We start from the raw sequence: 15,193 nt of genomic DNA on the forward strand, positions 1-15,193 counted from the left end.
TGCGGCTGAAATTTTCGACAAGGCGCCCCCGAATTCCTGCTTTTCCTCCTAGAAGACGCAAAAAATCTTTCTCGCGCTGCTTATCTTTTAAGAACCCGCCCTGAACGGGCTTTTGTAGGCCGGCCCTCTTCTACCACAAACACCCCGTTACAGAGTACATGAACGATGCCGTCCGGATACTCTCTAGGGTTTTCAAAAGTAGCCCTATCCTGAATCGTTTGGGGCTGAAAAACAACGATATCGGCTGCATATCCGGCCTTCAACAGGCCGCGCCGCGGCAACCCCAAACGCGCCGCCGGCGCACCGCTCATTTTATGAATAGCCTGCTCTAACGAGAGCACTCTCTCCTCTCGCACATAGCGGCCCAGCACGCGTGGGAAAGTGCCAAAAAGGCGCGGGTGGCACTTCCCCGGCAAATGCAGGCCATCGCTGCCCACCATCTGGTGTTCCCACTGCAAAATGGTGCGTACGTTCTCCTCATGTGCTGCGTGATGGATGAAACAGGCGCGTAACTGCTCCTCTTCCAGCAAGGCACATATCCATTCGCCGACCGTTAGCCCGCGTCTTGCAGCCGCTTCAGAGAAAGGAAGTCCTTCCAAAGCGGCATTTGCCGGTGAGGTCGCCCCCGATAACACGTAGATTGACCAATCACGCCCATCATTCAGTGCCTCGACAATCGCTTTGCGCTCCTCGGCATCATGGAGTCGCCGCAACAAAGCCTCCGGTCCTCCTTCCACAAACCGCTCCGGCAACAGCGATTGAACAAAAGTGGAACCGGCCGTATAAGGATAGGTATCACATGTCACATCTATTCCCTCCGCCCGGGCCTGCTCCAAAACCTCTAAAAGCTCCGGTGCCCGCCCCCTATTCTGCACCCCATTCATCTGAAGATGTGCGATCTGCACGGGAACTTGAGCCTCTCGCGCGATCTGCAAGCTTTCCAAGGTCGCCTCAAAAAGCCGCTCGCCATAGTCCCGTTGATGCGTTGCGAAGAAGCCGGCCGCTTTGCAAAGCCGCACATTCTCTTCGTGAGCTGCCGAGCGCATTGGGGCGTACCAAAGCCCTGTTGAAAGGCCCCATGCGCCCTCCGCCATACCCTCAAGCACCATTCTTTCCATCGCTGCCAACTCCTCAGAGGTCGCAGGCCGCTCCTGCATGCCCATTACCGAAACGCGAACCGCTCCGTGCGGAATTAGGTAGGCCACATTCGTGCCGATGCCGGCTGTCTCATAGCGCTCGAGCAGCTCGTTCACTCGACACCAACTCCAGTCCACACGAGGCTTATCTTCATCATCATGCGCTTCCGAATCGCCAAACAGCCCGGCGATGTAACGCCGCTGTATCTCCATCCCGGCATCGGTAACGGGAGCAAAACCAAGCCCACAATTGGAAAAAACCTCTGTCGTCACGCCCTGCATCACTTTGGCAAGGTGTTCCGGACTGTTCAGCAGAGCGATATCCGCATGGGTATGAATGTCTATAAACCCCGGTGCCACCACCAACCCGCTGCAATCGAGGGTTTTCCTGGCCTCCACATCGGTCGGAAGCACCTCCACAGCCGCAATCCGATCGCCCACGATGCCCACATCTGCTTTCACGCTCGGAGCGCCCGTGCCGTCCACAACGGTTCCGTTGCGCAGGATAAGATCGAACATCTACGTTCACCTCCTCAAAATTATAGCCCGGACGTGCGCACACGCCGGGCTTCAGCAGGCGAACAGGACGATCGTCCCGTTCATCACTACGCTGTACTCCTCAAGCACATCTCATAGAAACGCCTCAAGGAGAACACAGTTTGGTTAAAACAGGCTTAGACCGCCTGCTCACCTCGTTGACTGTGATCCATAATCTAGACACCACCTCCTTTCCCAGTCTAACATCTATTATCGTCTTTTCCGCTCCTCTTGTCAAGGGGTTTAGGCTGCTTCTGAGAAAAGAGGTGTCTCGTATAGGCCGCTTTAACCTACAGGCGATAGATCGGTGGGTTGGAGAAGCCTTCCGTTTTCATAGACCGTGGGGAAATAGTCGCCCTTCAGCACCTCGCCAGGAGCCACCTGCACGTGTTCCTCGACAAGGTGATGCCCCGTCGGCACAAAACGCGTGTAGCCCGGCATGTAGTGCACGGCGATGGCCGGACGATTTCGTTCGGAACGGTTTGGCGGAGCGCCGTGCCATGTAAGGCAGTGATGAAAGACCACATGCCCCGCCGGCACCTCACAAACCACCTCCTCGATGGTCTCTCCTTCCGGCACAAACCCCGGATTGGGCGTTGGTGAGTGCGTCACCGGGTCGTTGCCGATGGTGCCGCCAGGGTAAGGTCCCCACTTATAGCTTCGCTTAACCATGCGCATGCACCCGTTTTCTGCAGTGGCGTCTTCCAGCGCAACCCATGCGCTGATGAGATCGGGCGGCTGAATAATCGGCCAGTAGGGGTGATCTTGATGCCAAATGGTTGGGCCTCCAATACGTGGCGGCTTGATCTGTATCTGGTCGTGCCAAACACGCACCGTATCTGTGTTCATCAGTTGAGCGATAATAGGCACGATGATCGGATGGTAAAGATGGCGTCGGAAAGCCGGCTCGGCCAGCCAAATGTTGACTACCTGAGTGACGACCTCTTCGGAAGAGTCTCCCAGTAGATTGCGATTGGCTTCGGGTTTGGCAGCGCTTTCCCCTCGTAAAACCCTATCCAATGCGGCATTTAGCTCTCTTAGCTCTTCATCACTCAACACTTTACCGTACACGAGAAACCCGTTCTCCCAAAAGGAGCGCACCTCTGCATCTGTCAGTACCATTTCGATCCTCCGGCATATACCATGCTTTTGTGTTAGTTAGAGTTAGCGTTAGGACAAGAAGTTTCCTTCTTTAAGGAAATACGATCTTTCCTAACACCACAGACCGCGCCGCACCGGTTGCCGATGGCAGATTGCCCGGCATTCCCCGCAGCGTGAGATAGCCCAAGATGGCAAAAGCGACGGCCTCCTTTGCGTCGTCGGGTACTCCGAACTCCTCATGGGTGGAAAGAGCAATAGGCGCCAACCTTTGTTGTAGACGCTGCATAAGCCAACGGTTATGCACACCCCCTCCCCCTACGATGACTCGATGGATGGGTGCTCTGGGTAATAGCCACCGCTCGTAGGCCTGTGCGATACTCTCCACCGTGAGCGCAGAGGCCGTGGCCAGCATATCCTCCCACCGTAGACCGCGTTCACGTGCGCGTTGGCAAAACCATTGGACATAGGCTTTTCCGAAAAGCTCTCTGCCGGTAGATTTTGGCGGCGGCTGCTGAAAATAGGGATGCGCCAAACACTCCGCCAGCAGGTCTTCCTGAATTTGGCCTTGTGCGGCCCATTGTCCTTCCGGATCGTACTCTTGCTGGCCTGCGGTCATCTCACGGACGATTCCATCTATCACCATGTTTCCCGGCCCTGTATCAAAAGCGATGATCTCGGCGTCCTCTCGCGATTGACAGCCCATTGGTAAATAGGTGGCGTTGGCGATGCCACCGATGTTTTGTACGACACGTGTCTCCTTATCCGATCCGAACAACAGACGGTCGCTCATGGGAACGAGCGGCGCCCCTTGCCCCCCAACCGCCACATCCGCCGAACGAAAGTCGGCAATGACCATGCACCCCGTGCGTGCCGCAATAACCGCAGGCTCTCCAATTTGAAGCGTGCCCCGCGCCGGCCTGCCGGCCAACAGCATCGGCTCGGCCTGATGCCAAACGGTCTGTCCATGAGAAGCAATGGCGTCAATCTGCTCGGTTTTTAGCCCGCATTGAGCGATCACCGCTTTTGCCGCGTCCGCAAAGACCTCTGCGATCCGATAGTTCAGCAGGACGATCTTTTGCACAGGGGCGTCGGCGCGGCAGGCATCGAGAATCTCGTATTTCAGCTCCGGTGCCCACGGTAGATGACACCAACCCAACAATCGCCAGTTGGTAACGTTAGCCGCTACACCGATTTCGATCAGAGCGGCATCCACCCCATCCACGGAGGTGCCCGACATGAGTCCCACGATATAGGCCGACTTGTGTGCATCATAGAGAATAGGGTGCACAGGCATTTTTCCAATTCCTCTCTTAGCTTAAGTTGCAACTCCTCTGTACTCTTACACGATAATGATAGTGGAGAAAAAAGTAGCGGTTATGGTAATCTAAAGAGCAGGAGGAGATATTTATGCCAACCTATGGTTATCAATGCACCGAGTGCCAATATGAGTTTCAAGCCTTTCAAACCATGAAAGAAGCGCCCTTGACGACCTGCCCTAAATGCAACGGGCCGGTGAAGCGTTTGCTCTATCCGGTGGGCATCATTTTTAAAGGCTCCGGCTGGTACATCACCGATTCGCGAAAGCAAGAAAACACTTCCTCTGACGGAAAAACGAAAAAAGAAGATACCACCCCCGAATCGAAGAGTAACGATTCGACCCTTTAAAAACAGAAGCCGCTCAACCGTGTTGAGCGGCTTCGTTGCCCTCAAACCGATTATTTGCTTTGGATGAGGATGTGCCCGGTTTGTGGGTCGTACTGAATATTCACGTTCAGCGCATCCTTCACGAAAGAGAGGGGCACAATGGCCCGACCTCTATCAATGTAAGGTGCGGTTTGCATTTTCAGCGATTGATCGTTGACGGTAGCCGTTCTGTGCCCGATGCGAAATTCGATTTCGCGACTGGTGTTGATAGCCCGCACCGTTTTAGACTGAGCATACCACTCCACGGTTCCTCCGGTGTGTTCAAATATCTGTCGGAAAGGCGCAAGCGGCATTCCATGCACCACTCGCGGCGGCACATCGAAGGCGATCAACTGGTTGTCGAAGGCGATCTGCAGCGTTCTGGCGTGATGTACGGTTGCACCGGCGCCAAGCAATCGCGTCTGCTGGATGCGTTTCACGACGGGCTGTGCCACCAGGCCTGTAAAGGCGCGAGGCCTTGCCCCCACTCCCACCGAGGCGGCCACATGAGGGACGACGGCGAAGTTGCCGACGCGGCGCGGGGCTACCAAAGGTTGGGACATGCGACCGGCAAACGACAGTCCCTCCTTATTAAGGCTTAGCGCCCCCTTCGGCTCTGCCAACATGGCCAGAACGCCAGGATGGAAGGCCGATGCAGCGGGAACGGCGAAGTGCACCGTTGGCACCTGGTGATCGGGTGCACTCCAGGCTGTTTCGGGCAGTGCAGGCGCTTTGAAGCGGTTCGGAGCGGGCAGTGCCAACAGCGGATGCTCCTTCGTTACCTCCTGTTGCACCACGACAGCCCGCAACCCGCCCACAAGCGACGCAGCCGGAGCCGTGTCTTCCGTTGGCGTTGCAGCCGCATCTGCATCCAAATGCCCTTCGGGCTGAAGGGCCAGTGTGGCCTCTACCGCGTGGTTAACCAAGTTTTGAGCCGGAGAAGGCTGCGAGGTGCGCAGGTCTGGGATGGTGGTTTGGCGATTGGTGAAGCCCATCACATTGTTGACGGTTACGAAGGTGCGTATCTTCTTCACAACCGCTTGGGTCTGGGCGTCAAGAACCTCGATGTAAATCTCATGGTTGCCGTTGGCGACGCGAGTGGAGTCCCAGTTGAACGTGTAGGGCGCATAGTTCTTCATCATGAGGAAACGGTTGTCCACATAGAACGATACAAACGCCCCACTTAAAGAGGGATCGACCTGCACAACGATCGGCACCACGCCCTGCACAATGGCATTTTGCATGGGGGATGTTAGGCGAACAGGCCCTCCCTCGCCAAAGTGCACGGTGGCTTTGGCAACCACAGCCCGTCCGTTAGCATCTATTCCTTTTACAACAACAACGTGATCTCCGGCCTCCACCAGGGAGGGATCGATTTCAAAACGGATTTTGCCGACTTTGGCGTCGGTCGTCAGCGCGCTCTTTTCGAGGAGATTTCCGTCAATGTAAAGCATTATCGAGCGGATGTTGCCCCCGATGTAGCGGACGGTTAGAGCAACGTTACCGGCCTCTGTAACCGTGGCCTCTGGGGAGATAGAGAGCTGAAGCCCGCCCACATTCGTCATCGTGATGTGGTCTGCCAAGCTCGGTGGGGTCGCGGTGAGACCAAGCCCCGTGCCGGCAGCAAGGGCAAGCATGCAGGCCATACGTTTTTTCATGCAGTTTGCCTCCTTTGTTTCCGCGCGGTGTTCGCGCTCCCTTCGCAATTCCCCCAAGCTAAAAATAGACGAAGTGACCTACTTTACGGCACTTCACTGCCTTAGCGGAGAAATTGCAACCGAAGGTTTGTGAAGATATCGGAATCCGTGCCCAAGAGGCGTCGTGATACCAGCTACGACATATGGGCATTCTAGAGCCTATATACTCTATCACAATTGAGACGATGTGTCAAGAGTTTTTTGACAAAAATTTTGCCACAGGCCGCCCCGCACTTTGCCTGCTGCCGACAGAGGGTTTAACAAGATCACGGGGCGCGAAACTCGCGCCCTGACAAACCGGGGAACAACACGAACTATTTTGCGGTTGAGGGCGGTTGAGGGTTCATTGTGGCCGCCTTCAACTCCTCCATCTCCTTGTGAAAGATGGCGCGCTGCTGCTTGATGCCCGCCTCTCCCATCTGAGCCTGATGCCAATATTTATCCGAGACATCAATGGTGTAGGGATTCGGTAGAGAGCTTTTAGGCGTGTTAGGATGATTCACCATCTCATAAAGCTCACTGAGCATCGGGGCGGGAATCCCTTTCTTCTTCCACTGCTCCACCGTCTTTTTCGCAATCCCATGCTTTAAAAGCTTCTTATCCATGCCTGCCGGAAGCGGCACGAGGGCCTGTTTGGGCGGCTTGGCCGGCGCCGACGGCAGATTCGTTACCTGATTGTCCTCTTTAGGAGGTGCAGCCGGTGGCGGCGCCACCATGCGTCCACCGAGATAGAGGATCACGATAAGCAAAACAACGATAAGTAACTGCGTTAAAGAGAAATTTCGTTTCATAATCGAGAATGTTGAACCTCCTTAACCCTTTATGGGTCTATATCTGAATACGCATTATGCCTTGCTTCTCTCACCCCTGTCAAGCTGCAAAGCGGCATTTAGGCGACCCTCTATCTCGATCTCCGACAGATTGTGCGGTATCTGCACATAGAAAACCGCGCGCGCTTCCCCCTGCCACACCGATATCCGCGCGCTCTGGATATTCCACCCCAAATGCGCGAGAGCCGCTGCAGGCCAGTAGAGCGCACCCATCTGCTCCTCACCCGCTACTTCAATGAGCACGATCTCCTCCTCCGCATTCTTACTCACACCTCGCACATACATCCCTTTTGCCTGCTGTGCAGCCGGCAACGCCAAAGGTTGCCCGCGTATCACCTTTTTTAGTAGCTCAGTCACCTCTTTCCTCTTGCCGGGCAGGAGATGGCGACCACGGTAGTCTACCCAAAGGGTATCTATGGCAATACGTTCACTTGCGGTAACACGGGTTAACACCTGGGCGGCATGAACGGTTACCCCGGCGCAGAAGAGCGCTAGGGCGATCTTAGCCAATAGTCCGGGCTGCGGGTCGTCATAAGTACAGACCGTCAATTCGGAGTAGGTCGCCGTTGGCTCGTCTTCAAAGGCGATCACAAGCTCGCCGGCACGTACACGCTGAACGTACTCGATGTGGGCGGCGATGCGCTGCACGGGCTGATTCAGCAGATAGCTCGTTGGCATGGCCTGGATGTGCTCTTCTACCAACTCGGCCGGAAGCGTGTGGAAACTGGTGTCTCTCAGCAGCGCTCTCTGTGCACGCGCCACTAATGTCTCCTCATCTTCAACCTCTTCGCGTGCGTAGAGAGCATCCAAAGCCCGCAGCCATAGCGTCCTCAAAAAATGCCCCTTTACCGGTGTCCACACCCCCTCACCAACGGCGCGTGTATCGGCATAGGTTAGTAAGTAGAGCATGTTAAGCCGATCTACGTCGTCTACCACCCGCACAAAATCGGCAATGGTCTGTTCTCTATCGAGATCGCGTAGGCGCGAGGTCTCCGCCATTAACAGATGGTTCCTCACCAGAAAACAGACGGCCTCAGTGGCCTCTTCATCCCATTCCAGTCGCTTACATATCGCCCGTGCAATGCGCTCTCCGCTCTCGGCATGCGGCACGTCGGGCACGGCCTTTCCACAATCGTGAAGCAGGGCCGCCAACATAAGCCATTCGGGATGAGGAAGCTCGAGCAGCAGACGGCGCATCTCCGTGAATAGCTCTTCATTGGCATGGTGTGGTTCCAAAAGAGCTTCGATATGCTTGATCACATAGAGGGTATGCTGGCCCACCGTATACTCATGGGCGGGATCGTAGGGAATGAGATTCATCAGCACGCCGAACTCCGGCAATAGCCAGCCAAGCACCCCCAAATCGGCCATCTTCTGCAGAATGGGGTAAACTTTGCCCGTTGCCGAAAGCAGCCGAGTGAACACCTGACGGATGCTACGGTCTGCGGGAACCTCCGGTTTAGACTTCAATAGCTCAATAATGATAGGCTCCAGCGCCTCTCCGATCTCCAGCTGATACTTTTGGGCCAACTCGAAAATCCACAAAATCCAACCGAGGTCGTCGGCGATCAGGGCATCGTTAGCGGGCACGATCTGCCGATGCTTACAGTCTAACCCGATCCCTAAAATGAGACGGCTATGCTCTACACGCCGGAATGTGGAGGAGGCAAATCGCCGTAGCGTTGCCAAATGGGCATAGGTTTCGGCCATAAACGTCTCTGCGGAGGCCGGCTCTCGGCCGTAGCCCAACGCCTGAGCTACCTCCTCTTGGCGAGTGACCACCAGCACATCGCGCTCGGCTCCGCTAAGCGCATGCAGGGCGTTCCGAATTTGAAAAAGGTGCTCCTTCGCTAAGGCGAGTTGTTTGCAGTCCTCTTCGTTTAAATGCATCTCTTGTTGCAGCACCTGAAAAACTCGTTCGCCACGAACGCGTGCTGCCGGCAGATGATGGCGTGCCTGCAGCAGCCATACCATCGTCTGAAAATCCCGCAGCCCTCCGGGTCCCTCCTTCAAATTCGGCTCAACATGGTAAGGAACCATCCCGTGCTTCGCAAGCGCCCGCGAACGCTCCTCCAGCTTGGCAAAAATGAAGTCGGTCGCGTTAAAGTTATTCCAAAAAGCGTCTTCAAACTGAATAAAAAGTCGTTCGCTGCCCACAATGAGCCGGGCATCTAATAGCCCACTTATGGTAAGCAGATCGAGGTTGCCACAATCTTCCAACAGGCGATAGGCGTAACCCACCTCCAGCCCAACACGATTCATTCCGATATCCATAAGGGCCTGGAACATATATCGAACGACCTGATCGGTTCGGGCCTCCCCATCACGAAGAGGAATGAAGGTGATGTCTATGTCGGAGTAGGGACAAAGCTCTCTTCTGCCATAGCCACCCGTTGCCACAATACAGAGCGGCACACCGTCAGGTGCCTCCCCAATGCGTTCGCAGGCCAACTCGAACAATCGCTCGATCATGGCATCGGTCAGGTCGCTGAAGCGACGTGCCATCTGCGTGCCGGAGGGTGCTTTTACACTCTTCAGGCCGGCGTCCCCTCCCTCATCGCGCAGAGGAGCCTTTATCTCATCGTTCAGTTTCTCGCGTTCTGCAAGGAAGAAGGCCGCTATCTGCTCCGGATCGCTCAAGGTTTTTAGGGCCGCATAGGCCTCGCGGCCAACGCTAGGCTCTCCCGAAAAATCGCAAGATGCTTTGAGGCCGACGGTGCTGCAAACGACTTTATCCCCTTCGCCCCCCTTGAGTTCTGGGAACACGGAAAGCGGAGGAGGGGAGACCTGGGGCCGATCGGAGCCTTTTGGGCGTTTCTTCATTCCTGCTTAACCTCTACCCGAATGCCAATGGTGGCAATGATGCTGGCTACCCGCTCGCACTCCTCCTTGTCGGCGTGATGAACCACCGATTTACCTAAGTGATGTATCTCCCAAGTCTCGATGGCGGCCTCTTCAAACGAACAGTGCGTTGCGGCAATGAGGATGTGAATGACCTCCTCCACCGTGTTATAGTCGTTGTCGTACACCACAACAATCCACTCCGCCCCGCTGCCTCCTATGCTTTCTTGCTCCTCTCCCTTTGGCAGCGCCTTAATGGAGTTCTCTGCAAACCCCATGCCTCTCTCCCCGAAGACGACAGTGGGATCACCGGAAAATCTGGCGATTTTTTGGGGCAGAGTGCTCTGCACCTCGTCACACCCAGCACCCATCAGAAGAGGAGGTTTTTGCGCGTAGCCGAAAGAATAATGATGTGTTGCAAAAAAGTGTTTCCTTAGCATCTTTCTCCTCCTCTACACCAAATGGATATGTGAGCCACGCTCATCTTTCGTTACTTCAATACGATGTGCGAAGGCATCTTTCAGATCTTCCATGTGGGTAATCACTAAAATCTTCTCGAAATCGTCTTTGATCGCCTCGATGGCTTCCACCAGGCGCTCCCGCCCCTTTCCATCCTGCGACCCAAACCCCTCATCCATAATTAAGGTTTGCAAACGAGTGCCACTGCGGCGAGCAAGTAGGCGCGAGAGGGCGATGCGGATGGCAAAACTGATGCGGAAGGCCTCTCCCCCACTAAACAGTTCGTAGGGGCGTGTGCCCATATCGTCCGTAATGCGGATATCGAGCGTTTCAATCTCACCGCGCTTGGAGCGTGTCGGGCGCACCACTTCAAAACGCAGTTGCATTTTGCCGTCTGTCAAAGAGCGTAAAATCTCGTTGGCTTCCTCTTCCAACTCCGGCAGCGTGTTCTCGATGATAAGCGCCTGAACCCCTTTTCTGCCAAATGCAGCGTCTAAATGTTCATAGAGGCTTTGCCGCTCCTTCCAGGCTTTTAAAGCGGTTTCTTTCTCTCGCAAGTCAAGAGTTGCCCTTTCCGCACGTTGCACCGCCTCGGCAAGTCGCCCCTCCTCAACCCTCTGTTCTTCACTAAGTCGGCGAACCTCGTCAAGCGCCTGTCTAGCCGCCTCGTACCGCTGTTGCACTTCGTCAATCTGCCCTAACATAAGGCATTTTTCGGCTTGCTCTTCCTCCAGAGTCTGTATCTGCGCTTGTCTTTCGTCAATGAGACGGTTTAGCCGCTGCCTCTCCTCGCGCATCGGCTCAATTTGGGCGCGTGCATCTTCGAGCAAGCGAAAGCGCTCGCGGGCCGGCTCTAGGGCCTCTGCCTTTCGCTTCGCCTGTTCGTACTGCGTGCTAACCTCCTGCAGTCGGTCAAGCGTCCTTTGGGCGATCGTCAACTTGGCTCTTACCGGATGACCAAAATCCCCTTTTTCGAGCTTTTGCTGTAATTCGTTGTGCTCATTGCGCGCTTGCTCTAATCTCGACTCAACCCCATCGTACTCTTGTAATCGCGACTGCAGCGCATCCAAACGGGTGTGCCACTGCAGTATCTCCTCCCGTTGCTTCTGTAACGCCTCTATCTTCTCTCTATTCTGTCTTTCCGCTTCCCGCACCTCATTCAGCTTCGCCTCTATCGTTTGACGTTGTGAAATCAGTTGCTCCACGTTGGCGATTTCAAAACGCGCGAGGCGCTGAAGCGGTTCCTGCGCATTACCAAGCCGTAGCAACAGCGGGCGCAGCTCATTACTTGCGGCTGTCGCCTCCAGATCGGCCAGCTCCTTCTGCGTCTGCTGCAGCTTTTCCTCCACGGTATCGTACTGCTCTCGTTGCGCTAGCAACTCCTGCAGCCGCGCTCTCTGCTCGATAAACCGGTGTCGCTGCGCCTCTAGGCGTTGTTGCTTCTCCTCAAGCTGTTTTCTCCTCTCTTTCAGCTCGATGCCCTGCTGCCGCACCCGTTCGAGCTGCTCCTCACGTTCCTGCAACTTCGCCTGATGTGAGGCAATAAGTCGCTGCCGCTTCTCGTCGTTCAACTCCGAAGCGCATACCGGGCAACTGGCCCCAGCCTGTTGCAGAATGGGTAATACCTCTTTAATTTCGCTTATATCCTGCTTCAAGCGGTCATATTGCGCCTTCAGCCCCTGATACCTTTCCGTTGCTTCCGCCAACTCCTGCTGCACCGACTGCAACTCCGCTTGAAGCGGCTCTTCTCCGACGAGCTGCTGCTCCAGATTCGCGATGTCGGCAAGAATTCTATTTCGAGCCTCTAAATCCCGTTGCCATTGGGCAAGCTCTTGCCGCTTGGATGCTATCTCGTGCTGCAAAGCCTGACGTGCCAAACTACAATCGTTCTCGAGTTGTCTGATTGTTTCGTAATCGGTCTGCAGGGTCTCCCTTTGTCGCTCCAGTTTCTGCTGCCGTGCAGATAGCTGATCCGAACGAGTCTGAACATCTTCTACCGATTCGAGCTTGGTGTTTAAAGCTTGAATCTCTGTTACCAACTGCTTCTTCTGCTCGATCTCTTTTTCAAGCTGCTCTATGTCATGGTGCTTTACATCAATAGCATGACGCAAGGCCTGCTCCTCACGCTGCAGTTCGGCCTCTCGTCGCACCTTCTCCTCATTGGCGGCATAATATTCTCTGAGTTGCGGTTCTAGCGCATCGGCCTTCTGTTTCGCACTTTGCCATAACTCGTAGTCGCGGATGATGGCCTCACTCTGCCCTAACAGGGCTTCCATCTCCGTAATTTGGCTTTCAACTCTTGCAAGTTCTTCCCTGCGGGTTTGCGTGTCTGCCCTCTGCTCGGCAAGTGTCCTCTCAAGCTCTCTCACCTGTGCGGCCAAAGCCTGCAACTCCACAAGCTTCGTGTGCAGTTGCGCATGTTCTTGCTCTTTTTGGGCCAGCTCCTCGCGCAACCTTTCAAGACCGGCTCGCACCTCTTGCAACTGTGCGTTTCGCCGCTGTAAATCGTTGGCCTCCAGCTTTAAGAGATTCACCTGCCCCTCAAGCTCCTGTATCTGGGCTTTCGCCTCTCGTACTTGCTCGCGTGCAAGCTCTTGGAGGCGGTCGTAGCGCTCGAGGCCAAGGATTTGCCCTAGCACCTGCTTGCGCTTATCCGGGGTTTGCCGCGTAAACTCCTCCGCACGGCCTTGTTGTAGATAGGCCGAATTCAAGAACGTCTCATACTCCATGCTGAGGAGCTGGGTAAGGCGCTTTTCCGTCTCCCGTTGCGACGTTCCGCTAAGCGATATCCAGTCCTTCCCATCCCAACCGGCAAGGTGCCATTCGCTGCTGCCGCCGCGCTTACGCTTCTTGGTGACCTTGTAGCGCTGCCCATTCAGCTCGAACTCAAAGAGAACCTCCATATCCTGCGCGCCAAGCCGAATGAGATCGTCTTCACTTACCCCTTGCGATGCGATGCGGGTGCGCCCCCACAGTGCCCAGGTGATGGCATCGAGCAGGGCGCTCTTGCCATTGCCGTTCTCACCGGACAGACAGGCCACATGAAGGCCATCAAAGGTCAACGTCTCCGGTGGCTCTCCGTAGCTCATAAAGTTTTTCAAACTCAATCGAATCGGGATCATCCTGTTGCCTCATCCCTAGAGCGAAGTTGTAAGCTCTCTCTCCTCTTGTTCTAGCGTCTGAAAGAGCGGTTCGGCGGCCTCTAACAGACGGTCTTTCAAGGGTCGGAGTTTGTCTTGGGTCTCGATGTAGAGGGTTAACGCCTCACGTGGCCGGCGATTTTCGGTTAGTGCGCTGTTACGCGTGTTGATGTTGCGACGGATAGCGCGGCGTACGATACGCACCAGCGCCGGAGATAAGGCCTCTTCGATAAGGCGCTGGTCTACCAAAGAATCGCGCTCCGCCTCAATGTGATAGATCAATCGTACGATGTTGTCTCGAATTGGGTGACGCCTGATGGCAGAGAGGATGGCCGCAGTAGGATCATCGCAATCGGCATCCACTTCGATCTCCACCATCTTGCGAGCCACATCTACCGCAAAAAACCGATAATCGGCTCCCCCCTTGTACACATCGGCGATCACAAACCCCTTTTCTTCCTCACGCTCTCCAAAATCTATGCGGTCGGGACTACCACAGTAGACCACGTGGGGTTGGCCTTGAGGATGAAGGTCTTGAAAGCGGTGTATGTGCCCCAGCGCCACATAATCGAAAGCGGGGTTTGTTAGCACAGAGAGGGGAACCTGAGGCTCGTTGGAGTTGCCTAAGTAACCCTGTTGCCAACTCGAAAGTTTAGCGCCGCTTACCCAGAAATGCCCCATGAGCACCGTGGGAATGTCATCTTCTGCCTCCCTCACCTTCTTCGCCAACTCCTCAATGTAGAAGCAGTAACGTTCTTCCACATAGCGGCGCGTTTCATCTAAGCTGAAATGCTTCAACTCTTCCCGCCCAATCAGCACGCCCTTCGCCAAATAGGGCATGGCCGCAACACGCAGCATGCCACGCTTTGTGGGGATGCACCCTACTTCTGGACGGCTGTATACGTAGACCTTTTCAACGCCGAGCGTTCGATAAATTTCGATGGCGTTCGCACGCCCCTTCATTACCGGCAGGTCGTGATTGCCGGTGAGCAGCACTACAGGAATGCCCTTTTCGGAGAGACGGCGAATACACTCGGCAAACTCACGCTGCTCGGTCTGACGAGGGTCACGCGCCTTGTAGGCATCGCCGGTAAAAATTGCGATGTCTACGTCCTCTTCAATAGCCCGATCAATAGCACGCATAAGCGACGTTTTAAAATCCAATAAACGCGAGTTGAGGCCGGTTGCAGCGTCTAGCTTACCGTATTGCTCTACGCCGAAATGGGTATCTGCGAAATGCATAACTCGGACGGTGTAGCCCATGTTCTGTTGTTCCTTGTGCGCACGATGCGTATTTCCTAACATTATAACACTGCCTGCAACATTCGTCTTGGCGGAAAGCGATTCCAACCCCTAACATACGTTTTGGGGTAGGCGACACTTGTTCGCTTCCAGAAAAAGATGAGACGCAGTGAAGAGGTATACTAGTGTAGCTTATGTTCGCATTGGTGCCCTATGGTGAACCGACTTTCCGTGTTTTCCGGTTGCATGATACTGTGCTTACTTTCGCTGTGTTCGTTGGGGAAGGCAGCCGATCTGCCGGACGCTTTGCGTTATACCGCCAATCTCTACGCTAACCTTCATAGCTACGCGGAGCGGGCAACGGTTGAAGCCACGCTGCAAACCAACAGCACCACACTGGAACGGTTTGTGGAAGGGATTGTCCTTTCCGCCAAGCGCCCCAACCTTCTGCGCTTGGTGATCAATGTACCGAATCGGGCTGCCTATCAGGCCGTTTACAGCGACGGTAAAACGCTGAGTGTCTACAA

The 15,193-nt window shown here is 55.0% G+C and carries 11 protein-coding genes; 2 read left to right on the forward strand and 9 right to left on the reverse strand.

Going from position 1 to position 15,193, the window contains the following annotated elements:
- Positions 1-80 precede the first annotated feature (80 nt).
- From VKV18_RS08895 to VKV18_RS08905, 3 genes are all read right to left on the reverse strand, one after another.
- A complete protein-coding gene (locus tag VKV18_RS08895) occupies positions 81-1,655 on the reverse strand; it encodes an N-acyl-D-amino-acid deacylase family protein (RefSeq protein ID WP_324203853.1) in 1,575 nt (524 codons plus the stop codon).
- A 303-nt stretch (positions 1,656-1,958) separates the two neighbouring features.
- Positions 1,959-2,795, reverse strand: a complete 837-nt coding sequence (locus VKV18_RS08900; RefSeq protein ID WP_324203854.1) for a phytanoyl-CoA dioxygenase family protein — start codon at positions 2,793-2,795, stop codon at positions 1,959-1,961.
- Positions 2,796-2,865: 70 nt separating this feature from the next.
- On the reverse strand, positions 2,866-4,068 hold the full coding sequence (locus VKV18_RS08905; protein WP_324203855.1) for an anhydro-N-acetylmuramic acid kinase: 1,203 nt from the start codon (positions 4,066-4,068) through the stop codon (positions 2,866-2,868).
- 113 nt (positions 4,069-4,181) lie between these two features.
- Here VKV18_RS08905 and VKV18_RS08910 point away from each other — a divergent pair, with 113 nt between their 5' ends.
- Positions 4,182-4,439, forward strand: coding sequence for an FmdB family zinc ribbon protein (locus VKV18_RS08910; protein ID WP_324203856.1), 258 nt, complete (start codon positions 4,182-4,184; stop codon positions 4,437-4,439).
- Positions 4,440-4,489: 50 nt separating this feature from the next.
- Here the strand turns inward: VKV18_RS08910 and VKV18_RS08915 are convergent, their stop codons facing one another.
- The 6 genes from VKV18_RS08915 to VKV18_RS08940 all read right to left on the reverse strand — a co-directional run bounded on the left by VKV18_RS08915 (position 4,490) and on the right by VKV18_RS08940 (position 14,687).
- Entirely contained in the window at positions 4,490-6,115 is a 1,626-nt protein-coding gene (locus VKV18_RS08915; protein WP_324203857.1) for a stalk domain-containing protein, read from the reverse strand.
- 353 nt (positions 6,116-6,468) lie between these two features.
- A complete protein-coding gene (locus VKV18_RS08920; protein ID WP_324203858.1) occupies positions 6,469-6,945 on the reverse strand; it encodes a hypothetical protein in 477 nt (158 codons plus the stop codon).
- Between the two features lie 54 nt (positions 6,946-6,999).
- On the reverse strand, positions 7,000-9,807 hold the full coding sequence (locus VKV18_RS08925) for an HD domain-containing protein (protein ID WP_324203859.1): 2,808 nt from the start codon (positions 9,805-9,807) through the stop codon (positions 7,000-7,002).
- Positions 9,804-10,103: an ATP-dependent Clp protease adaptor ClpS gene (locus VKV18_RS08930; RefSeq protein WP_324203860.1), complete on the reverse strand. Its 300-nt coding sequence runs from the start codon at positions 10,101-10,103 to the stop codon at positions 9,804-9,806. Before VKV18_RS08930 ends, VKV18_RS08925 begins: the two co-directional genes overlap by 4 nt.
- Positions 10,104-10,277: 174 nt before the next feature.
- Positions 10,278-13,406 carry an SMC family ATPase gene (locus VKV18_RS08935; protein WP_324203861.1) on the reverse strand — a complete coding sequence of 1,043 codons (3,129 nt, stop codon included), beginning with the start codon at positions 13,404-13,406 and terminating at the stop codon, positions 10,278-10,280.
- A 15-nt stretch (positions 13,407-13,421) separates the two neighbouring features.
- Positions 13,422-14,687 carry an exonuclease SbcCD subunit D gene (locus VKV18_RS08940; protein WP_324203862.1) on the reverse strand — a complete coding sequence of 422 codons (1,266 nt, stop codon included), beginning with the start codon at positions 14,685-14,687 and terminating at the stop codon, positions 13,422-13,424.
- A 192-nt stretch (positions 14,688-14,879) separates the two neighbouring features.
- Here VKV18_RS08940 and VKV18_RS08945 point away from each other — a divergent pair.
- Positions 14,880-15,193 (forward strand): hypothetical protein (locus VKV18_RS08945; protein ID WP_324203863.1); only part of this gene is annotated, 314 nt, incomplete at its 3' end.

Origin of the sequence: Chthonomonas sp. (genome assembly GCF_035294505.1) — a bacterium.
Taxonomy (GTDB): Bacteria; Armatimonadota; Chthonomonadetes; order Chthonomonadales; family Chthonomonadaceae; genus Chthonomonas.

Coding starts and splice junctions, on each gene's coding strand:
- VKV18_RS08895 (WP_324203853.1), bottom strand. CDS start 1,655: ATGTTCGATCTTATCCTGCGCAACGGAACCGTTGTGGACGGCACGGGC.
- VKV18_RS08900 (WP_324203854.1), bottom strand. CDS start 2,795: ATGGTACTGACAGATGCAGAGGTGCGCTCCTTTTGGGAGAACGGGTTT.
- VKV18_RS08905 (WP_324203855.1), bottom strand. CDS start 4,068: ATGCCTGTGCACCCTATTCTCTATGATGCACACAAGTCGGCCTATATC.
- VKV18_RS08910 (WP_324203856.1), top strand. CDS start 4,182: ATGCCAACCTATGGTTATCAATGCACCGAGTGCCAATATGAGTTTCAA.
- VKV18_RS08915 (WP_324203857.1), bottom strand. CDS start 6,115: ATGAAAAAACGTATGGCCTGCATGCTTGCCCTTGCTGCCGGCACGGGG.
- VKV18_RS08920 (WP_324203858.1), bottom strand. CDS start 6,945: ATGAAACGAAATTTCTCTTTAACGCAGTTACTTATCGTTGTTTTGCTT.
- VKV18_RS08925 (WP_324203859.1), bottom strand. CDS start 9,807: ATGAAGAAACGCCCAAAAGGCTCCGATCGGCCCCAGGTCTCCCCTCCT.
- VKV18_RS08930 (WP_324203860.1), bottom strand. CDS start 10,103: ATGGGGTTTGCAGAGAACTCCATTAAGGCGCTGCCAAAGGGAGAGGAG.
- VKV18_RS08935 (WP_324203861.1), bottom strand. CDS start 13,406: ATGATCCCGATTCGATTGAGTTTGAAAAACTTTATGAGCTACGGAGAG.
- VKV18_RS08940 (WP_324203862.1), bottom strand. CDS start 14,687: ATGGGCTACACCGTCCGAGTTATGCATTTCGCAGATACCCATTTCGGC.